This window comes from Arthrobacter sp. UYCo732, assembly GCF_040547265.1.
Classification (GTDB): Bacteria; Actinomycetota; Actinomycetes; order Actinomycetales; family Micrococcaceae; genus Arthrobacter.
Window position 1 is genome coordinate 23,497 of record NZ_JBEPPJ010000019.1, and the last position, 14,658, is coordinate 38,154.

11 protein-coding genes and 2 tRNA genes are annotated in these 14,658 nt (G+C 62.4%); 12 read left to right on the plus strand and 1 reads right to left on the minus strand.

What is annotated here, in order from left to right:
* Positions 1-375 precede the first annotated feature (375 nt).
* The 12 genes from dnaA to ABIB45_RS18370 all read left to right on the plus strand — a co-directional run bounded on the left by dnaA (position 376) and on the right by ABIB45_RS18370 (position 13,617).
* A complete protein-coding gene (dnaA, locus tag ABIB45_RS18315; RefSeq protein WP_354217273.1) occupies positions 376-1,797 on the plus strand; it encodes a chromosomal replication initiator protein DnaA in 1,422 nt (473 codons plus the stop codon).
* 528 nt (positions 1,798-2,325) lie between these two features.
* Positions 2,326-3,450 carry a DNA polymerase III subunit beta gene (dnaN, locus tag ABIB45_RS18320; RefSeq protein WP_354217274.1) on the plus strand — a complete coding sequence of 375 codons (1,125 nt, stop codon included), beginning with the start codon at positions 2,326-2,328 and terminating at the stop codon, positions 3,448-3,450.
* Positions 3,451-3,548: 98 nt separating this feature from the next.
* Positions 3,549-4,433: a phosphogluconate dehydrogenase (NAD(+)-dependent, decarboxylating) gene (gene gnd, locus ABIB45_RS18325; protein WP_354217275.1), complete on the plus strand. Its 885-nt coding sequence runs from the start codon at positions 3,549-3,551 to the stop codon at positions 4,431-4,433.
* Between the two features lie 45 nt (positions 4,434-4,478).
* Positions 4,479-5,678 (plus strand): DNA replication/repair protein RecF, encoded by a 1,200-nt coding sequence (gene recF, locus ABIB45_RS18330; RefSeq protein ID WP_354217276.1) that lies wholly within the window; start codon positions 4,479-4,481, stop codon positions 5,676-5,678.
* Positions 5,671-6,228: a DciA family protein gene (locus tag ABIB45_RS18335; RefSeq protein ID WP_354217277.1), complete on the plus strand. Its 558-nt coding sequence runs from the start codon at positions 5,671-5,673 to the stop codon at positions 6,226-6,228. Before recF ends, ABIB45_RS18335 begins: the two co-directional genes overlap by 8 nt.
* 373 nt (positions 6,229-6,601) lie before the next feature.
* Positions 6,602-8,692, plus strand: a complete 2,091-nt coding sequence (gene gyrB, locus ABIB45_RS18340) for a DNA topoisomerase (ATP-hydrolyzing) subunit B (protein ID WP_354217278.1) — start codon at positions 6,602-6,604, stop codon at positions 8,690-8,692.
* Positions 8,693-8,751: 59 nt separating this feature from the next.
* The gene (gyrA, locus tag ABIB45_RS18345; protein ID WP_354217280.1) at positions 8,752-11,430 is read left to right on the plus strand and encodes a DNA gyrase subunit A; all 2,679 of its coding nucleotides are present in this window, start codon (positions 8,752-8,754) and stop codon (positions 11,428-11,430) included.
* On the plus strand, positions 11,427-12,092 hold the full coding sequence (locus ABIB45_RS18350; protein WP_354217281.1) for a DUF3566 domain-containing protein: 666 nt from the start codon (positions 11,427-11,429) through the stop codon (positions 12,090-12,092). Before gyrA ends, ABIB45_RS18350 begins: the two co-directional genes overlap by 4 nt.
* Positions 12,093-12,190: 98 nt before the next feature.
* Positions 12,191-12,264 (plus strand) — tRNA-Ile (locus ABIB45_RS18355).
* A gap of 67 nt (positions 12,265-12,331) precedes the next feature.
* Positions 12,332-12,448: a DLW-39 family protein gene (locus tag ABIB45_RS18360; protein ID WP_354217282.1), complete on the plus strand. Its 117-nt coding sequence runs from the start codon at positions 12,332-12,334 to the stop codon at positions 12,446-12,448.
* 71 nt (positions 12,449-12,519) lie between these two features.
* Positions 12,520-12,595: transfer RNA gene (locus tag ABIB45_RS18365), tRNA-Ala, on the plus strand.
* 68 nt (positions 12,596-12,663) lie between these two features.
* Positions 12,664-13,617, plus strand: a complete 954-nt coding sequence (locus ABIB45_RS18370; protein WP_354217284.1) for a DMT family transporter — start codon at positions 12,664-12,666, stop codon at positions 13,615-13,617.
* A gap of 31 nt (positions 13,618-13,648) precedes the next feature.
* On the opposite strand, the gene ABIB45_RS18375 is transcribed toward ABIB45_RS18370, so the two are convergent.
* Positions 13,649-14,524: a glycosyltransferase family 2 protein gene (locus ABIB45_RS18375; RefSeq protein WP_354217285.1), complete on the minus strand. Its 876-nt coding sequence runs from the start codon at positions 14,522-14,524 to the stop codon at positions 13,649-13,651.
* Positions 14,525-14,658 lie beyond the last annotated feature (134 nt).

Consider the following 14,658-nt stretch of genomic DNA (forward strand, 5'->3'; position numbering starts at 1 on the left):
CAGCCGCTCAAACGCAGTGCGTAGGAGAGATTCAGATGGGGGCAGAAAGCGCACACAAAGGACTTCACAACATTAGGGCAAATTGCGCCCCCGAGTCAAGCCGGAGGGCGTCTCGTTGCCTGCCAGCGGCTGTGCTTAACCTGCCTCCGCAGCCTGTGGATGAAGTGGCTCACAGGGTCCGTTTTGAACCACAACGATGTAATTATCCACAAGCTACTTCCCAGCTATCTTCTGGCCTTTTGATCCCCTAGAGTGGCTCAGTAGCCGATTATCCACGGACTGTGTATAACTCTGTGGATGAAGCTGGTCCAGCATCCTGGTTCCGGACTTGTGGCTGCACGTAATGCAGACACGCAAGTTTTGAGGAACTGATTGATGACAGTAGACGAAGCCAACCACGCCAATACTGTCGGAAGTTCCTGGCGACGCGTGGTGACCCTCCTCGAGCAGGACGACCGCGTCTCGCCGCGGCAACGGGGGTTTGTCATCCTGGCCCAGGCCCAGGGCCTAATCGGATCCACCCTCTTGGTCGCCGTTCCCAACGAACTGACCCGCGAAGTCCTGCAGACCCAAGTCAAGGACGCCCTGGACGATGCCCTGCACAACGTCTTCTCGGAGGACATCCGGTGCGCCATCGACGTGGACACCGATCTGGTCCCCATCCACAAAGAGCCCGAACCCGTCGTCGAACCGTCCTATTCGGCAGACCAGCTGATCGAACAGAAGCCCCAGCCCATGCTGCCGAGCACCTCGCATGAGTTCGGCCGGCTGAATCCCAAGTACGTCTTCGATACGTTCGTGATCGGTTCGTCCAACCGTTTTGCCCACGCCGCCGCAGTGGCCGTGGCCGAAGCCCCAGCCAAGGCGTACAACCCCCTGTTCATTTACGGTGATTCAGGCCTTGGCAAGACGCACCTGCTGCACGCTATCGGCCACTATGCCCGCCGCCTGTACAGCGGGATCCGGGTCCGCTACGTGAATTCTGAAGAGTTCACCAACGACTTCATCAACTCCATCCGCGACGACGAAGGCGCCAGCTTCAAGACCACGTACCGCAATGTGGATGTGCTGCTGATCGATGACATCCAGTTCCTCGCCGGCAAGGACCGAACGCTGGAGGAGTTCTTCCACACATTCAATTCACTGCACAACAACAACAAGCAAGTGGTCATCACCTCTGACCTGCCGCCCAAACAGTTGGCGGGCTTTGAAGACCGGATGAAGTCCCGCTTTGAATGGGGCCTCCTCACGGACATCCAGCCGCCCGAACTGGAGACGCGCATTGCCATTCTGCGCAAAAAGGCGCTCAGCGAAGGCCTCTCCGCACCGGACGATGCTTTGGAATACATCGCCTCCAAGATCTCCAGCAACATCCGCGAACTTGAGGGTGCGCTGATCCGGGTCACGGCGTTCGCCAGCCTGAACCGACAGCCAGTGGACGTTGCCCTGGCCGAGATGGTCCTGAAAGACCTCATTACCGATGACGGCGCCCAGGAAATCACGTCGAGCCAGATCCTGATCCAGACGGCTGATTACTTCAAACTCACCATGGAGGAACTCTGCAGCAAGTCCCGGACCCGGACCCTGGTCACCGCCCGCCAGATCGCCATGTATCTCTGCCGGGAACTGACGGACATGTCGCTGCCCAAGATTGGCCAGGAACTCGGCGGACGGGACCACACCACAGTGATCCACGCCGACCGCAAAATCCGGGAGCTGATGGCTGAGCGGCGTGTGATTTACAACCAGGTTACCGAGCTCACCAACCGCATCAAGCAGCAACAGCGCGACTCTTGACCCCTCGCCTCTGTACCTTATTAACAGGTGCATGTGGATAACCCTGTGGATACTTAAGGGGACAACTCCGCTTAATAGGCTTAAAACCCTTAAGGCGCCTGTGGATCAGCGAAATCCCAAAAGTTGTTATCCCCATCCACAGCCTGTTTAAAACCTGTGTCGCCCACAATCGATGAACAGGGCTTAACCGCTGGATCCTGCGGCCGGATCGAGTTATCCACAGTTTCCACAGGGGTTATTAACACTACTAATCCCAAGAAATTGATTTCCCTCAAATAACAATCTCGATCCGCACTCCGACCGGGCCGGGACCAAAGGGCCCCACAGGCCTTGGCGGGATCGCCGGGGATGCGTTAATCACCGGTCTTCCGGCTAAGCTGTCAGCAGCGCTCCCATCCTTGGGTTTCTTTGTAGTTCCGTACTCGACGAACCATGCAGGTTCCGTGGTTGGGGCGCGACTACTTTTGGGCTCCCGCTGGGAGTCCCCGGTTCAGACATGGCAGCAGCAATGAAAGGCGGCACCCTTCCGTGAAGTTCAGAGTCGAACGGGATGTCCTGGCAGAAGCCGTCACCTGGACAGCCCGGTCGCTGTCTCCGCGGCCTCCGGTTCCAGTGCTGTCCGGCCTGCTCCTAAAGGCTGAAGCCGGCACGGTGAGCCTCTCGAGTTTTGACTACGAGACGTCCGCACGGCTGGAAATCCCTGCGGACATCAGCACTGAAGGCACCATCCTGGTTTCCGGCCGGCTCCTCGCTGACATTTGCCGTAGCCTTCCCTCCGCGCCGGTGGAAGTGGAAACAGACGGCAATAAAGTCACCCTGACCTGCCGCCGCAGCAGCTTCCACTTGGCCACCATGCCCGAGGCAGAGTACCCGCCGCTGCCAGCATTGCCCGCCATCAGCGGGACTGTCCCGGGAGACGCGTTCGCCCAGGCTGTGTCGCAGGTGATCATTGCGGCCAGTAAGGATGACACTCTTCCTATCCTCACCGGGGTTCGTATGGAGATCGAGGACGATCTCATCACGCTCCTGGCAACGGACCGCTACCGCCTGGCCATGCGGGAAGTGCCGTGGAAGCCGGCCACCCCGGGAATTTCCACCAGCGCGCTGGTCAAGGCAAAGACCCTCAACGAAGTCGCGAAGACCCTCGGCAACAGCGGCGACATTAACCTCGCCCTGGCTGATGACGACAGCCGCCTGATCGGTTTTGAAAGCGGCGGCCGCACCACCACCTCTCTGCTGGTAGACGGCGACTACCCCAAAATCCGGTCGCTGTTCCCGGACTCCACACCCATCCATGCGACGGTGCAGACCCAGGAGCTGGTGGAGGCGGTCCGCCGTGTATCCCTCGTGGCCGAACGGAACACCCCGGTACGGCTGGCCTTTACCGCTGGCCTGCTGCACCTGGACGCCGGCACCGGCGAGGACGCCCAGGCCTCCGAAGAACTCGAAGCCCAGCTGTCCGGTGACGACATCACCGTGGCGTTCAACCCGCACTACCTGGTGGAGGGACTCGCCGTCATCGAGACCAAGTACGTCCGGTTCTCCTTCACCACGGCACCGAAGCCCGCCATGATCACGGCCCAGGTGGACGCCGATGGTGAGGACCAGGACGACTACCGTTACCTGGTCATGCCCGTCCGCCTCCCCAACTAGGTAGCAGATAACGTCGTAAGTGCTCAAAACGACGCTTAGTGCTACCTAGTTGGGATGATTTCCGTTAACCAGCCAACCCGCGCAGAAAAGAGACTCACGTGCATATCGGACTGATCGGCCTTGGCAAAATGGGTTTCAACATGCGCGAACGGCTGCGCAAGCGTGGCATCGACGTCACTGGTTTTGACCGCAACCCCGATGTCACCGACGTCGCCTCCGTGGACGAGCTCATCGCGGCAGTTCCGGCTCCGCGGCTCATCTGGGTGATGGTCCCGTCCGGCGCAATTACCGATGCAGTGATTACCGAGCTCGGAAACAAGCTCAACGCCGGTGACCTCGTGATCGACGGCGGCAACTCCCGCTTTACTGAGGACCAGAAACATGGTGCCGCGCTGGCGGAAAAGGGTATCCAGTTCGCCGACTGCGGTGTGTCCGGCGGTGTGTGGGGACTCCAGAACGGGTACGGCCTCATGGCCGGAGGCGATACCGCCGATATTGAGCGTGCCCTGCCGGTTTTCGATGCCCTCCGTCCTGAGGGGGAACGAGCGGACAGCTTCGTCCACGTGGGCGGCGTCGGCGCAGGCCACTACGCCAAAATGGTGCACAACGGTATTGAATACGGCCTGATGCAGGCCTATGCCGAAGGCTACGAACTCCTCGCGGCCAAAGACATCGTTGATGACCTGCCCGGCACGTTCCGCGCCTGGCAAAAGGGCACGGTGGTCCGGTCCTGGCTGCTTGATCTGATGGTCAAGGCACTGGAAGAGGATCCGGGACTGGCCTCCATCGATGATTATGTGGAGGATTCAGGTGAGGGCCGCTGGACCGTTGAAGAGGCGATCGCCAATGCCGTGCCGGCACCGGCCATCACGGCCGCACTCTTTGCCCGCTTTTCGTCCCGTGAAGATAACTCGCCCGCCATGAAGATGGTTTCCGCCCTGCGCCACCAGTTCGGCGGACATGCCACCCGTCCCGCCAAGTAGCATCCACCCCTCAACCCGCGGGGTTCCGAGAATTCTGAAGACCGAGTGTACCTAGAACACCTTTCGCTGACCGATTTCCGCAGCTACGCCCAGGTTGACCTTGCCCTCGGGCCGGGTGTGACGGTTCTGGTAGGATCCAACGGAATCGGCAAGACGAACCTGATGGAGGCCATCGGTTACCTGGCTACGCTCAGTTCGCACCGGGTCAGTTCCGACGGTCCGCTGCTGAGGTTCGGTACGGAACGTTCGCTGGTCCGGGCCCGTGTGGTCCGCGGCGGGCAGACCACGGTGCTGGAACTCGAAATCAACGCCGGCCGGGCCAACCGCGGCCGGATTAACCGCAGCAATCCGGTCCCTGCCAGGGATCTGCTGGGAATCTGCCAGACAGTGCTGTTCGCGCCCGAGGACCTGGCGCTGGTCAAGGGGGATCCGTCAAGCCGCCGCCGGTTCCTCGACGAGCTGCTGGTCAGCCTGATTCCGCGGCATTCGGCCACCCGCACCGATTACGACCGGGTCCTCAAACAGCGCAATGCGCTGCTCAAATCCGCCCGCACCGGAAAATTCACTGCCGGCCATGAAGCCACGCTCGATGTCTGGGACATGCACATGGCCCGGGCCGGCGCCGAGCTGCTGTATGCCAGGCTGGAACTCGTGGAACGGCTTCGCCCTCACCTGGCCAAGGCGTATGCCCAGCTCACCGACGGTTCCAAGGAAGCCGGCGCCGTGTACCGGTCCACACTCCAGAACCTAATGGACGACGACGGCTCGGCCCCGGATGCCGGCGGCGGTTCCGCGGTGGCCGGGTCCGCCGGAGCCGACGATCTCCGTTTCCTCACCGTCGAGGAACTCACCCACCGCTATGTCCAGGCCTTCGCAGCGTCGCGCCGAAAGGAACTGGAACGGGGAATTTCTTTGGTGGGACCGCACCGGGACGAGCTGGCACTGATCCTCGGCGAAGCGCCCGCAAAGGGGTATGCCTCGCACGGCGAAACGTGGTCGATGTGCCTCTCATTGCGGCTTGCCTCGTACTACGTCATGCTGGACGACGCCCGGACCGGCGGGTCTGCTCCGATCCTCATCCTCGACGACGTTTTTGCCGAGCTCGATGTCCAGCGACGGCGTAAACTGGCGGCAATAGTCTCCGGCGCGGAGCAGGTCCTGGTGACAGCCGCCGTCGACGCCGACATCCCGGACGAGCTCTCCGGCCGGCGGGTGAAGGTTATCCCGGGAGGTATCGATGAATAAGGATGAAAAGGGCGGGCTGCAGCCCGGCCGGGATCCTGACAACATCGACGCGCCCCAGGCGGCACTGAACAGGATGCGCGAGGCCGCTGCGTCCCGCGGCGAAATCCGCCGTAAGGCACTTCCTTCCGGCGGGGCCGCGAAAGCCAAACGCGGCGTCAGGGACACCCGGGGCTTCAGTCAGTTCCATTCGACTGGCCGGGATCCCCTTGGACTTGGCAAAGTCGTGGGACGCCTCGTGGCCGAACGCGGGTGGACCTCGCCGGTGGCGGTGGGTTCCGTCATGGCGGAGTGGGCCACCCTGGTGGGTCCGGAAATCTCGGCGCATTGCACACCTGAGAGTTTTACCGACACCACCCTGCACGTCCGCTGTGATTCGACCGCCTGGGCCACGCAGCTGCGGCTGCTGAGCATCAGCCTCCTGGAGAAATTCCGCACCGAACTGGGCGACGGAGTGGTCACCAGCATCCAGGTGCTCGGACCATCGGCACCGAGTTGGCGCAAGGGCGGCCGTACCGTCAACGGCCGGGGGCCGCGCGATACGTACGGTTAGCCGCCGTCGTCGGCTCTTGAATATTGGCCGGACGGCGTGTAGGGCGGTCTAACGCCCTTGGGGCGTATAGGAACCCGGAGGTGGGACCGCGAGGGCGGCCAAGGCGGGATCAACGGCCTCACGCAGGCATTTTGGGACTCCGCGTCCCCTCTGGAATGCGGGAATAGCAGCCATTTCACGGTAGAATTGCAACAGATAACTGGGCGCCGGTGAAACGTTGACTGAGTCCGTTTTCCGCGCGCTCAACGCAGCCGGATCTCGTTCTGCAGGTCGACCTACTCGTCAGTGCCATCACCTTGTGCCTGTTGGCGGCCGCTTTTCCTTGGGAAAGTTACCGCCGGCCATCATCGAAAAAGAGGAGTCGACAGCACCTGTGGCTAACGACAATACAGATACCCAGGCAGTGGAACGCGCAGTGGAGGGCGTGCCTACGCCCGATACGCCGGCGGAGGCCGTGGCACCGCGGGAGTATGGCGCAAGCGATATTACAGTACTTGAAGGCCTTGAGGCAGTCCGGAAACGTCCGGGCATGTACATCGGTTCCACCGGACCGCGCGGCCTGCACCACCTGGTCTATGAAGTGGTGGACAACTCCGTTGACGAGGCCCTGGCAGGCTACTGCACGCACATCGAAGTTGTCTTGCAGGCGGACGGCGGCGTGAAAGTTGTTGATGATGGCCGCGGAATCCCCGTGGATATGCACCCCACCGAGCACAAGCCCACCGTTGAGGTGGTGATGACGATCCTGCACGCCGGCGGCAAGTTCGGCGGCGGTGGTTATGCCGTTTCCGGCGGCCTCCACGGTGTGGGTATTTCCGTGGTTAACGCCCTCTCCAGCCGGGTGGACACCGCGGTCCGGCGCCAGGGTAACGCCTGGCGGATGTCCTTCGCCGACGGCGGCAAGCCCCAGGGAGGCCTGGTCAAGGGTGAAGAAACCACCGAGACCGGCACCACCCAGACGTTCTACCCTGACGCCAGCATCTTCGATTCCATCGATTTCGATTTTGAGACGCTTCGGGCCCGCTTCCAGCAGATGGCCTTCCTGAACAAGGGCCTCCGCATCACCCTCACGGACGAGCGCCCCGTTGCGGTGAAGTCGGAGTCCGACGACGACCTCGACCTTGATGGTGTTGTCACCGAAGGCGAAGTCGCCGCAGATCACCGCACCGTGGTGTATCAATACGACGACGGCCTCCTGGACTACGTGAAGCACCTGAACTCGGGCAAAAAGGTTGATGTTGTGCACGAGGACGTCATTGCCTTTGAAACCGAGGATAAGGACCGCAAAATTGCCTTGGAAATGGCGATGCAGTGGACCAGCGCGTACTCCGAAAGCGTCCACACCTACGCCAACACCATCAACACCCATGAGGGCGGCACCCACGAAGAGGGCTTCCGGGCCGCGATGACATCGCTCATCAACCGCTACGCGCGGGAGAAGAGCATCATCAAGGAAAAGGATGACAACCTCACCGGTGATGACATCCGTGAAGGCCTCACGGCAGTCATCTCGGTCAAGCTCGCAGAGCCGCAGTTCGAAGGCCAGACCAAGACCAAGCTTGGCAACTCCGAGGTCAAGGGTTTTGTCCAGCGCGTTGTGACTGACGGTCTTGGCGACTGGCTGGAACGCAACCCCGGCCCGGCCCGCGACGTTATCCGCAAGGCCATCTCGGCGGCCCAGGCCCGCATGGCCGCCCGCAAGGCCCGCGATAACGCCCGCCGCAAGAGCCCGCTGGAGTCCTTCGGCATGCCGGGTAAGCTCTCCGACTGCTCCTCGAAGGACCCCGCGCGCTGCGAGGTCTATATTGTGGAGGGCGACTCCGCCGGTGGTTCGGCCAAGCGCGGACGCAACCCCGAAACCCAGGCCATCCTGCCCCTCCGCGGCAAGATCCTGAACGTGGAACGGGCCCGGCTGGACAAGGCACTGGGCAACGCCGAGGTCCAGTCCATGATCACGGCGTTCGGCACCGGCATCGGCGAGGATTTCGACCTGAGCAAGCTCCGGTACCACAAGATCGTGCTGATGGCCGATGCCGACGTTGACGGCCAGCACATCACCACCCTCCTGATGACGCTCCTGTTCCGCTACATGCGTCCGCTCATCGAAAACGGCTACGTCTACCTGGCACAGCCGCCGCTGTACCGGATCAAGTGGTCCAATGCGCCGCACGACTACGTCTTCAGTGACAAGCAGCGGGATGCGAAGCTCCTTGCCGGCCAGGCTGCCGGCCGCCGCATCCCGAAGGACAACGGTATCCAGCGCTACAAGGGCCTGGGCGAGATGGACTACACCGAACTGTGGGACACCACCATGGACCCGGACCACCGCACCCTCCTGCAGGTCACCATGGACGATGCCCTGGCAGCGGACCAGACCTTCGCCACCCTGATGGGTGAAGACGTGGAGTCCCGCCGAAACTTCATCCAGCAGAACGCCAAGGACGTCAGGTTCCTGGATATCTAGCCGGCCTCACCGACTGATATTCCATAACCGACATATACCTGAAACGGAAAATATAAACGATGAGTGACGAGACACCCGAGAACCCGGCGGATTCCGCCGATCTTCCGGAAACCGTACTTGAAGGCGATGTGTTGATCGACCGCGTTGAGCAGGTGGACCTGCAGACCGAAATGCAGCGTTCCTACCTCGACTACGCCATGGCCGTAATTGTGGGCCGCGCCCTTCCCGACGTGCGCGACGGCCTCAAACCCGTGCACCGCCGCGTGATTTATGCGATGTTCGACGGCGGCTACCGCCCGGAGCGTTCGTTCAACAAATGCGCACGTGTGGTGGGCGAAGTCATGGGCCAGTACCATCCCCATGGCGACACCGCGATTTACGACGCCTTGGTGCGCCTGATCCAGGACTGGACCATGCGCTACCCCCTGGCGCTGGGACAGGGCAACTTCGGTTCGCCAGGCAATGACGGTGCAGCCGCCCCGCGGTACACCGAAACCAAAATGGCGCAGCTGGCCATGGAGATGGTCCGGGACATCGACGAGGAAACGGTCGACTTCCAGGACAACTACGACGGAAAGAACCAGGAACCCACCATCCTGCCGGCGCGGTTCCCCAACCTGCTGGTCAACGGTTCCTCCGGCATCGCAGTGGGCATGGCAACCAACATCCCGCCACACAACCTCCGCGAAGTAGCCGACGGTGTCCAGTGGTACCTGGCCAACCCGACGGCCACCCGCGAGGAACTTCTCGAAGAGCTGATGGTGCGCGTCAAGGGACCCGATTTCCCCACCGGCGCAACCATTCTTGGTCGGAAGGGCATCGAGGACGCCTACCGGACCGGCCGTGGTTCCGTCACGATGCGCGCGGTAGTCAATGTGGAGGAACTCCAGGGACGCACCTGCCTGGTGGTCACCGAACTGCCGTACCAGGCCAACCCGGACAACCTGGCCATCAAGATCGCTGAACTGGTCAAGGACGGCAAGATCTCCGGCATCGCGGACCTCCGCGACGAAACCTCCGGCCGCACCGGCCAGCGCCTGGTGATCGTCCTCAAGCGCGACGCCGTGGCCAAGGTGGTGCTGAACAACCTTTACAAGCACACCGAGCTGCAGAGCAACTTCTCCGCCAACATGCTGGCCATTGTGGACGGCGTTCCGCGGACCCTGAGCCTGGACGCGTTCATCCGTCACTGGGTCATCCACCAGATGGATGTCATTGCGCGCCGGACGCGGTACCGCCTGCGCAAGGCCGAAGAGGAAGCCCACATCCTGCGGGCACTACTCAAGGCACTGGACATGCTGGACGAAGTGATCGCCCTTATCCGGGCATCCAACACCACCGAGGCTGCGCGCGACGGCCTGATGCAGCTGCTCGACATCGATGAGCTGCAGGCCCGGGCCATCCTGGACATGCAGCTGCGCAGGCTGGCTGCCCTGGAACGTCAGAAGATCCAGGACCGGCATGCCGAACTGGAGTCTGCGATCGCGGAGTACAACTCGATCCTGGCCTCGGAGACGCGCCAGCGCGAGATCATCAGTACAGAGCTGGCGGAAATCGTGGCCAAGCATGGTGATGACCGCCGCACGAAGATCCTCATGGGCTTCGACGGCGACATGTCCATCGAGGACCTGATCCCCGAGGAGGAAATGGTTGTCACCATTACCCGCGGCGGCTACGTCAAGCGCACCCGCAGCGACAACTACCGTTCGCAGCAGCGCGGCGGCAAGGGCATCAAGGGTGCCCAGCTTCGCGGCGACGACGTGGTGGAGCACTTCTTTGTCACCACCACCCACCACTGGCTCCTCTTCTTCACCAACCTTGGCCGCGTCTACCGTGCCAAGGCTTATGAGCTGGTGGAGGCCGGGCGTGACGCCAAGGGCCAGCATGTGGCCAACCTGCTGGCCTTCCAGCCGGACGAACACATCGCCCAGGTGCTGGACCTCAAGGACTACCAGCAGTCGCCGTATCTGGTGCTGGCCACCAAACGTGGCCTAGTCAAAAAGACCCGGCTGGAGGACTACGACACCAACCGCTCCGCCGGTGTCATAGCGATCAACCTGCGCGACGAGGACGAATTGGTTTCGGCCCAGCTCGTGTCGGAATCAGATGATCTGATGCTCGTCTCACGCATGGGCCAGTCCATCCGCTTTACCGCCACCGACGACGCACTGCGCCCCATGGGCAGGGCCACCTCCGGTGTCACCGGAATGAAGTTCCGTGAGGATGATGAGCTGTTGGCCGCCGACGTGGTCACGGACGGCTCGTTTGTCTTCATCGTCACCGAGGGTGGCTACGCCAAACGGACTGCGGTGGAGGAATACCGCCTGCAGGGCCGCGGCGGCCTCGGCATCAAGGTGGGCAAATACCAGGAGGAACGCGGCCATCTCGTCGGTGCCCTGATTGTCCAGGAAGAGGACGAGGTCCTGGTGGTCATGGAGGGCGGCAAGGTGGTCCGTTCATCCGTGGCCGGTGTGCCTGCCAAGGGCCGGGACACCATGGGTGTCATCTTCGCAAAACCGGACAAAAACGACCGCATCATCGAAGTGGCCCGGAACAGCGAACGCGGTCTCGAGGGCGAAGAGTCCGAGGATGATGACGTAACGTTGACCGAAGAGGCCGGGTCCCCGGAGGGATCCGCAGGGTCAGCAACAAAACCAGACACATCGCCGGCTGTTGAGTCAGAGGACGCCTCCGGCGACGCTGAGCCGAACGAAGACTACACCGGAGGTAACGAGTGAGTAATCCCGACTCATATCCCAAGCCGAGCAGCACTGTACCCGGCGAAACGCCGCAGCCCGCGGCCGCACCCCGGGTGAACGCGCCCATCCGTCCGCAGCAGCGGCCGGCAGCCCCGGCCGGAGCGCCGGGACAGCGCGCAGCGCAGGGACAACCCGGCCAGCGGCCCGTGCAAGGCCAGCCAGGGCAACGTCCCGTACAGGGCCAACGTCCTGCGGCCCCCGGTCAGCGCCCAGCCGCTGCGGGCCAGCGTCCCGTTCAGGGCCAGCCCAACCTCGTCAAGCCCGCGCCCAAGGCCAAGGTCAGGCGTGCCCGGCTGTTGGTCAGCAAAGTGGATGCCTGGTCGGTCCTGAAGATGGCATTCCTCCTGTCCGTGGCGCTGGGAATCGTCACGGTGGTGGCCTCCATCGTGCTCTGGACCGTGCTGGACCTCACCGGAATCTTTGACCAGGTGGACAGTCTCCTGGGCACCCTGGCAGGTTCCGAGGGCGGCGGCTTCGAGCTCAAGAAGGTCGCGTCCCTGGGCCAGGTGGCCTCGTTCGCCACCATCATCGCCGTTGTCAACGTGGTCCTGCTGACGGCCCTTTCCATGCTTTCGGCAGTATTGTACAACATCTCAGCTACCCTCGTGGGCGGCATTGGTGTGACCCTGACGGACGACTAAATCCCAGATTTTTCACCGGAATTTCGCGGTGAAATGCCTCGATTTGAGATCGGGCCGGGATGTGCTGTACAGTCATATCTCGGCCCGATGAGGCATCGGGGCGTATAGCTCAGGCGGTTAGAGCGCTTCGCTGATAACGAAGAGGTCCCAGGTTCAAGTCCTGGTACGCCCACGGAACCTGTGCAGGTTCACGGATGGTTCGGTTTGCTTTGGCAGGCTGAGCCGGGAACGGGGTGCATGTGAAGAAGTTGCTGGTACTTGCAGCTGCGATCGCAGGCGTCCTGCTCTACAGGAAAGCACAGGAATCCGAGGCCCGGAAAACAGTCTGGAGCCAGTCGACCGATCAGGTCGAATAGGCCGGATCCCGGACAGGAAGCTGTCAAAAGGCTTCACGGTTCTAGGGTATGATTGACGGGTTGCTTCTTATGGGGGCATGGCGCAATTGGTAGCGCACCTGCTTTGCAAGCAGGGGGTTCGGGGTTCGAGTCCCCGTGCCTCCACCATAAGAAAGTCCCGGACAGCGGAAACGCTGTCCGGGACTTTTCGTTGTGCCGAACAATAGGGTGAAACAGTGAACCTCCTTCTCGCAGCACTCGGAGTGCTGGGCGTGGCCTCATCCGGGCCACTGATCGCAGCCACCCTCGGAGCCACCACCGTCAGTGCCCTCGCCATTGCCTTCTGGCGCAACGCCATCGCGGCCGTGGTGATGGCCACCCCCACCCTGGTCCGCGAACCGCGGCAGTTCGGCCGCATCACCGCACCAGAATTCCGCTGGTCCCTGTTGGCCGCCGTCGCGCTGGCCCTTCACTTCGCCTGCTTCATCACCTCCCTGCAACTGACCTCCGTCGCCGCCGCCACCGCGTTGGTGTGCCTGCAGTCGGCGTGGATCGCGGTCTTCCAGCTCTTCCGCGGGACCAGGCACCGGTGGCAGGTGCTGGCAGGACTGGGCATCGCCTTTGTCGGCGTGGTTACCATCACCGGGTTCGACATGGCCTCCTCGCCTGAGGCCTTTCTGGGCGATGTCCTGGCTATGGCCGGAGGTGCATTGGCCGGCCTCTACACCCTGGCTGGCGGCAAGGCCCGCCAGACCATGACCACCGGAACCTACACCACACTCTGCTACGGGATGTGCGCGGCGCTGGTGGCGGTGCTGGCGCTGTTCAGCGGCCAGCCACTGGCAGGGTTCGACGCCGTTGGCTGGGTGGGGATCGTGGCCATCACCGTATGTGCCCAACTGGTGGGCCACACCGCTTTTAATCACCTGCTGGCCACCATGAGCCCGCTGCTGGTGTCCATGATCATCCTGCTGGAAATCCCCGGCGCGGCTCTGCTGGCAGCGGTATTCCTCAACGAAACGCTTCCAGCCGGCACCTACTCCGGTCTGGGGCTCATCCTCGCCGGACTTGCCGTTGTGGTGATGGGACAGCGCTTCCGCGCGGGCCGCCGTCGGGGCAACGGATCAGTCGATGGCAACCAAACCGAGGAACCGCCGTCGGACCATCTCGCCGAACTGGGCACGGACTGAGGGCGCCCCCTCTCTGGCGGCAGGGCGCAGCCTATTGTCCGCCGCGGCGGACAGGCTGGGCGGTATTGACCGTGTGGATCGCACGCAGGAGTTTGGCCGGGAAGTACACCGAGAAAAAGACCACCATCGGTGCCTTGAGGGCCATCTTCTTGACGTTGTGCGCTTTGTAGGTACGGTCGAAGCGGGTCACGTAGTAGCGGTAGTCCCGCGGTGAGTCTTCCAGCCGGCGGGCGGACATGCCGGAGACCATCTGAGGCCAGTACTGGACCTTGAGTTCGTGGTCGGCGAGGTGCAGGGAGAGGTCGATGTCCTCGTGCATCTCGTCCTTCTCATCACGGCAGGTTTCATCCCGGATGGTTTCCCAGGCGGTGGCACGCAGTGCCATGTTGGAACCGAAGAGGAAATGGTACTGGTGCTTGGCGAGCTTGAGCATCAGTTGGCGCATTTTATCGTCAGCCTTGAGGCCGAAGCGGCGCATGGGCATGTCGTAATAGACCACCGGACCCGTTGCCGCCTGTACTGACGGGTCCTGGAATGCCTGCTGGACCTGCTCCACCCAATCCGGCTCCACCACGGAGTCGGCGTCGATGCGGCCCAGAACGTCGCCGGTGGCGTGGTTGAGTCCGAAATTGCGGGTAGGAATCAGTCCTTGGTCCTGGTCCTGGCTGAGCAGAATGACGGGGCTCTCCGGATACTCAAGTTGCATCTGCGCCACGATGGCGGCGGTTCGGTCCGTGGAGAGGTTGTCTACCACGATGATTTCGTGGGCCGGCACTGATTGGTAGACGGCAGCGATGAGACACTGCCGGATAACACTTTCCTCGTTATAAGCCGGGATCACAATGGACACGCGCGGCAGCTGCGCTGCGTCGTTCAAGGCATCCCCAGAGGATTTATCGGCTGACATCAGTCCAAATTTAGCACCGATCGGGGTCCTGCCCAGCGGTGACAGGGCTTGGGCCCGGACAAACACTGGGAAAACACTGAAGGGGCCCCGCGCCAGGCGGAGCCCCTTCAGTGGACGGCGCGACTGCGCCGGAA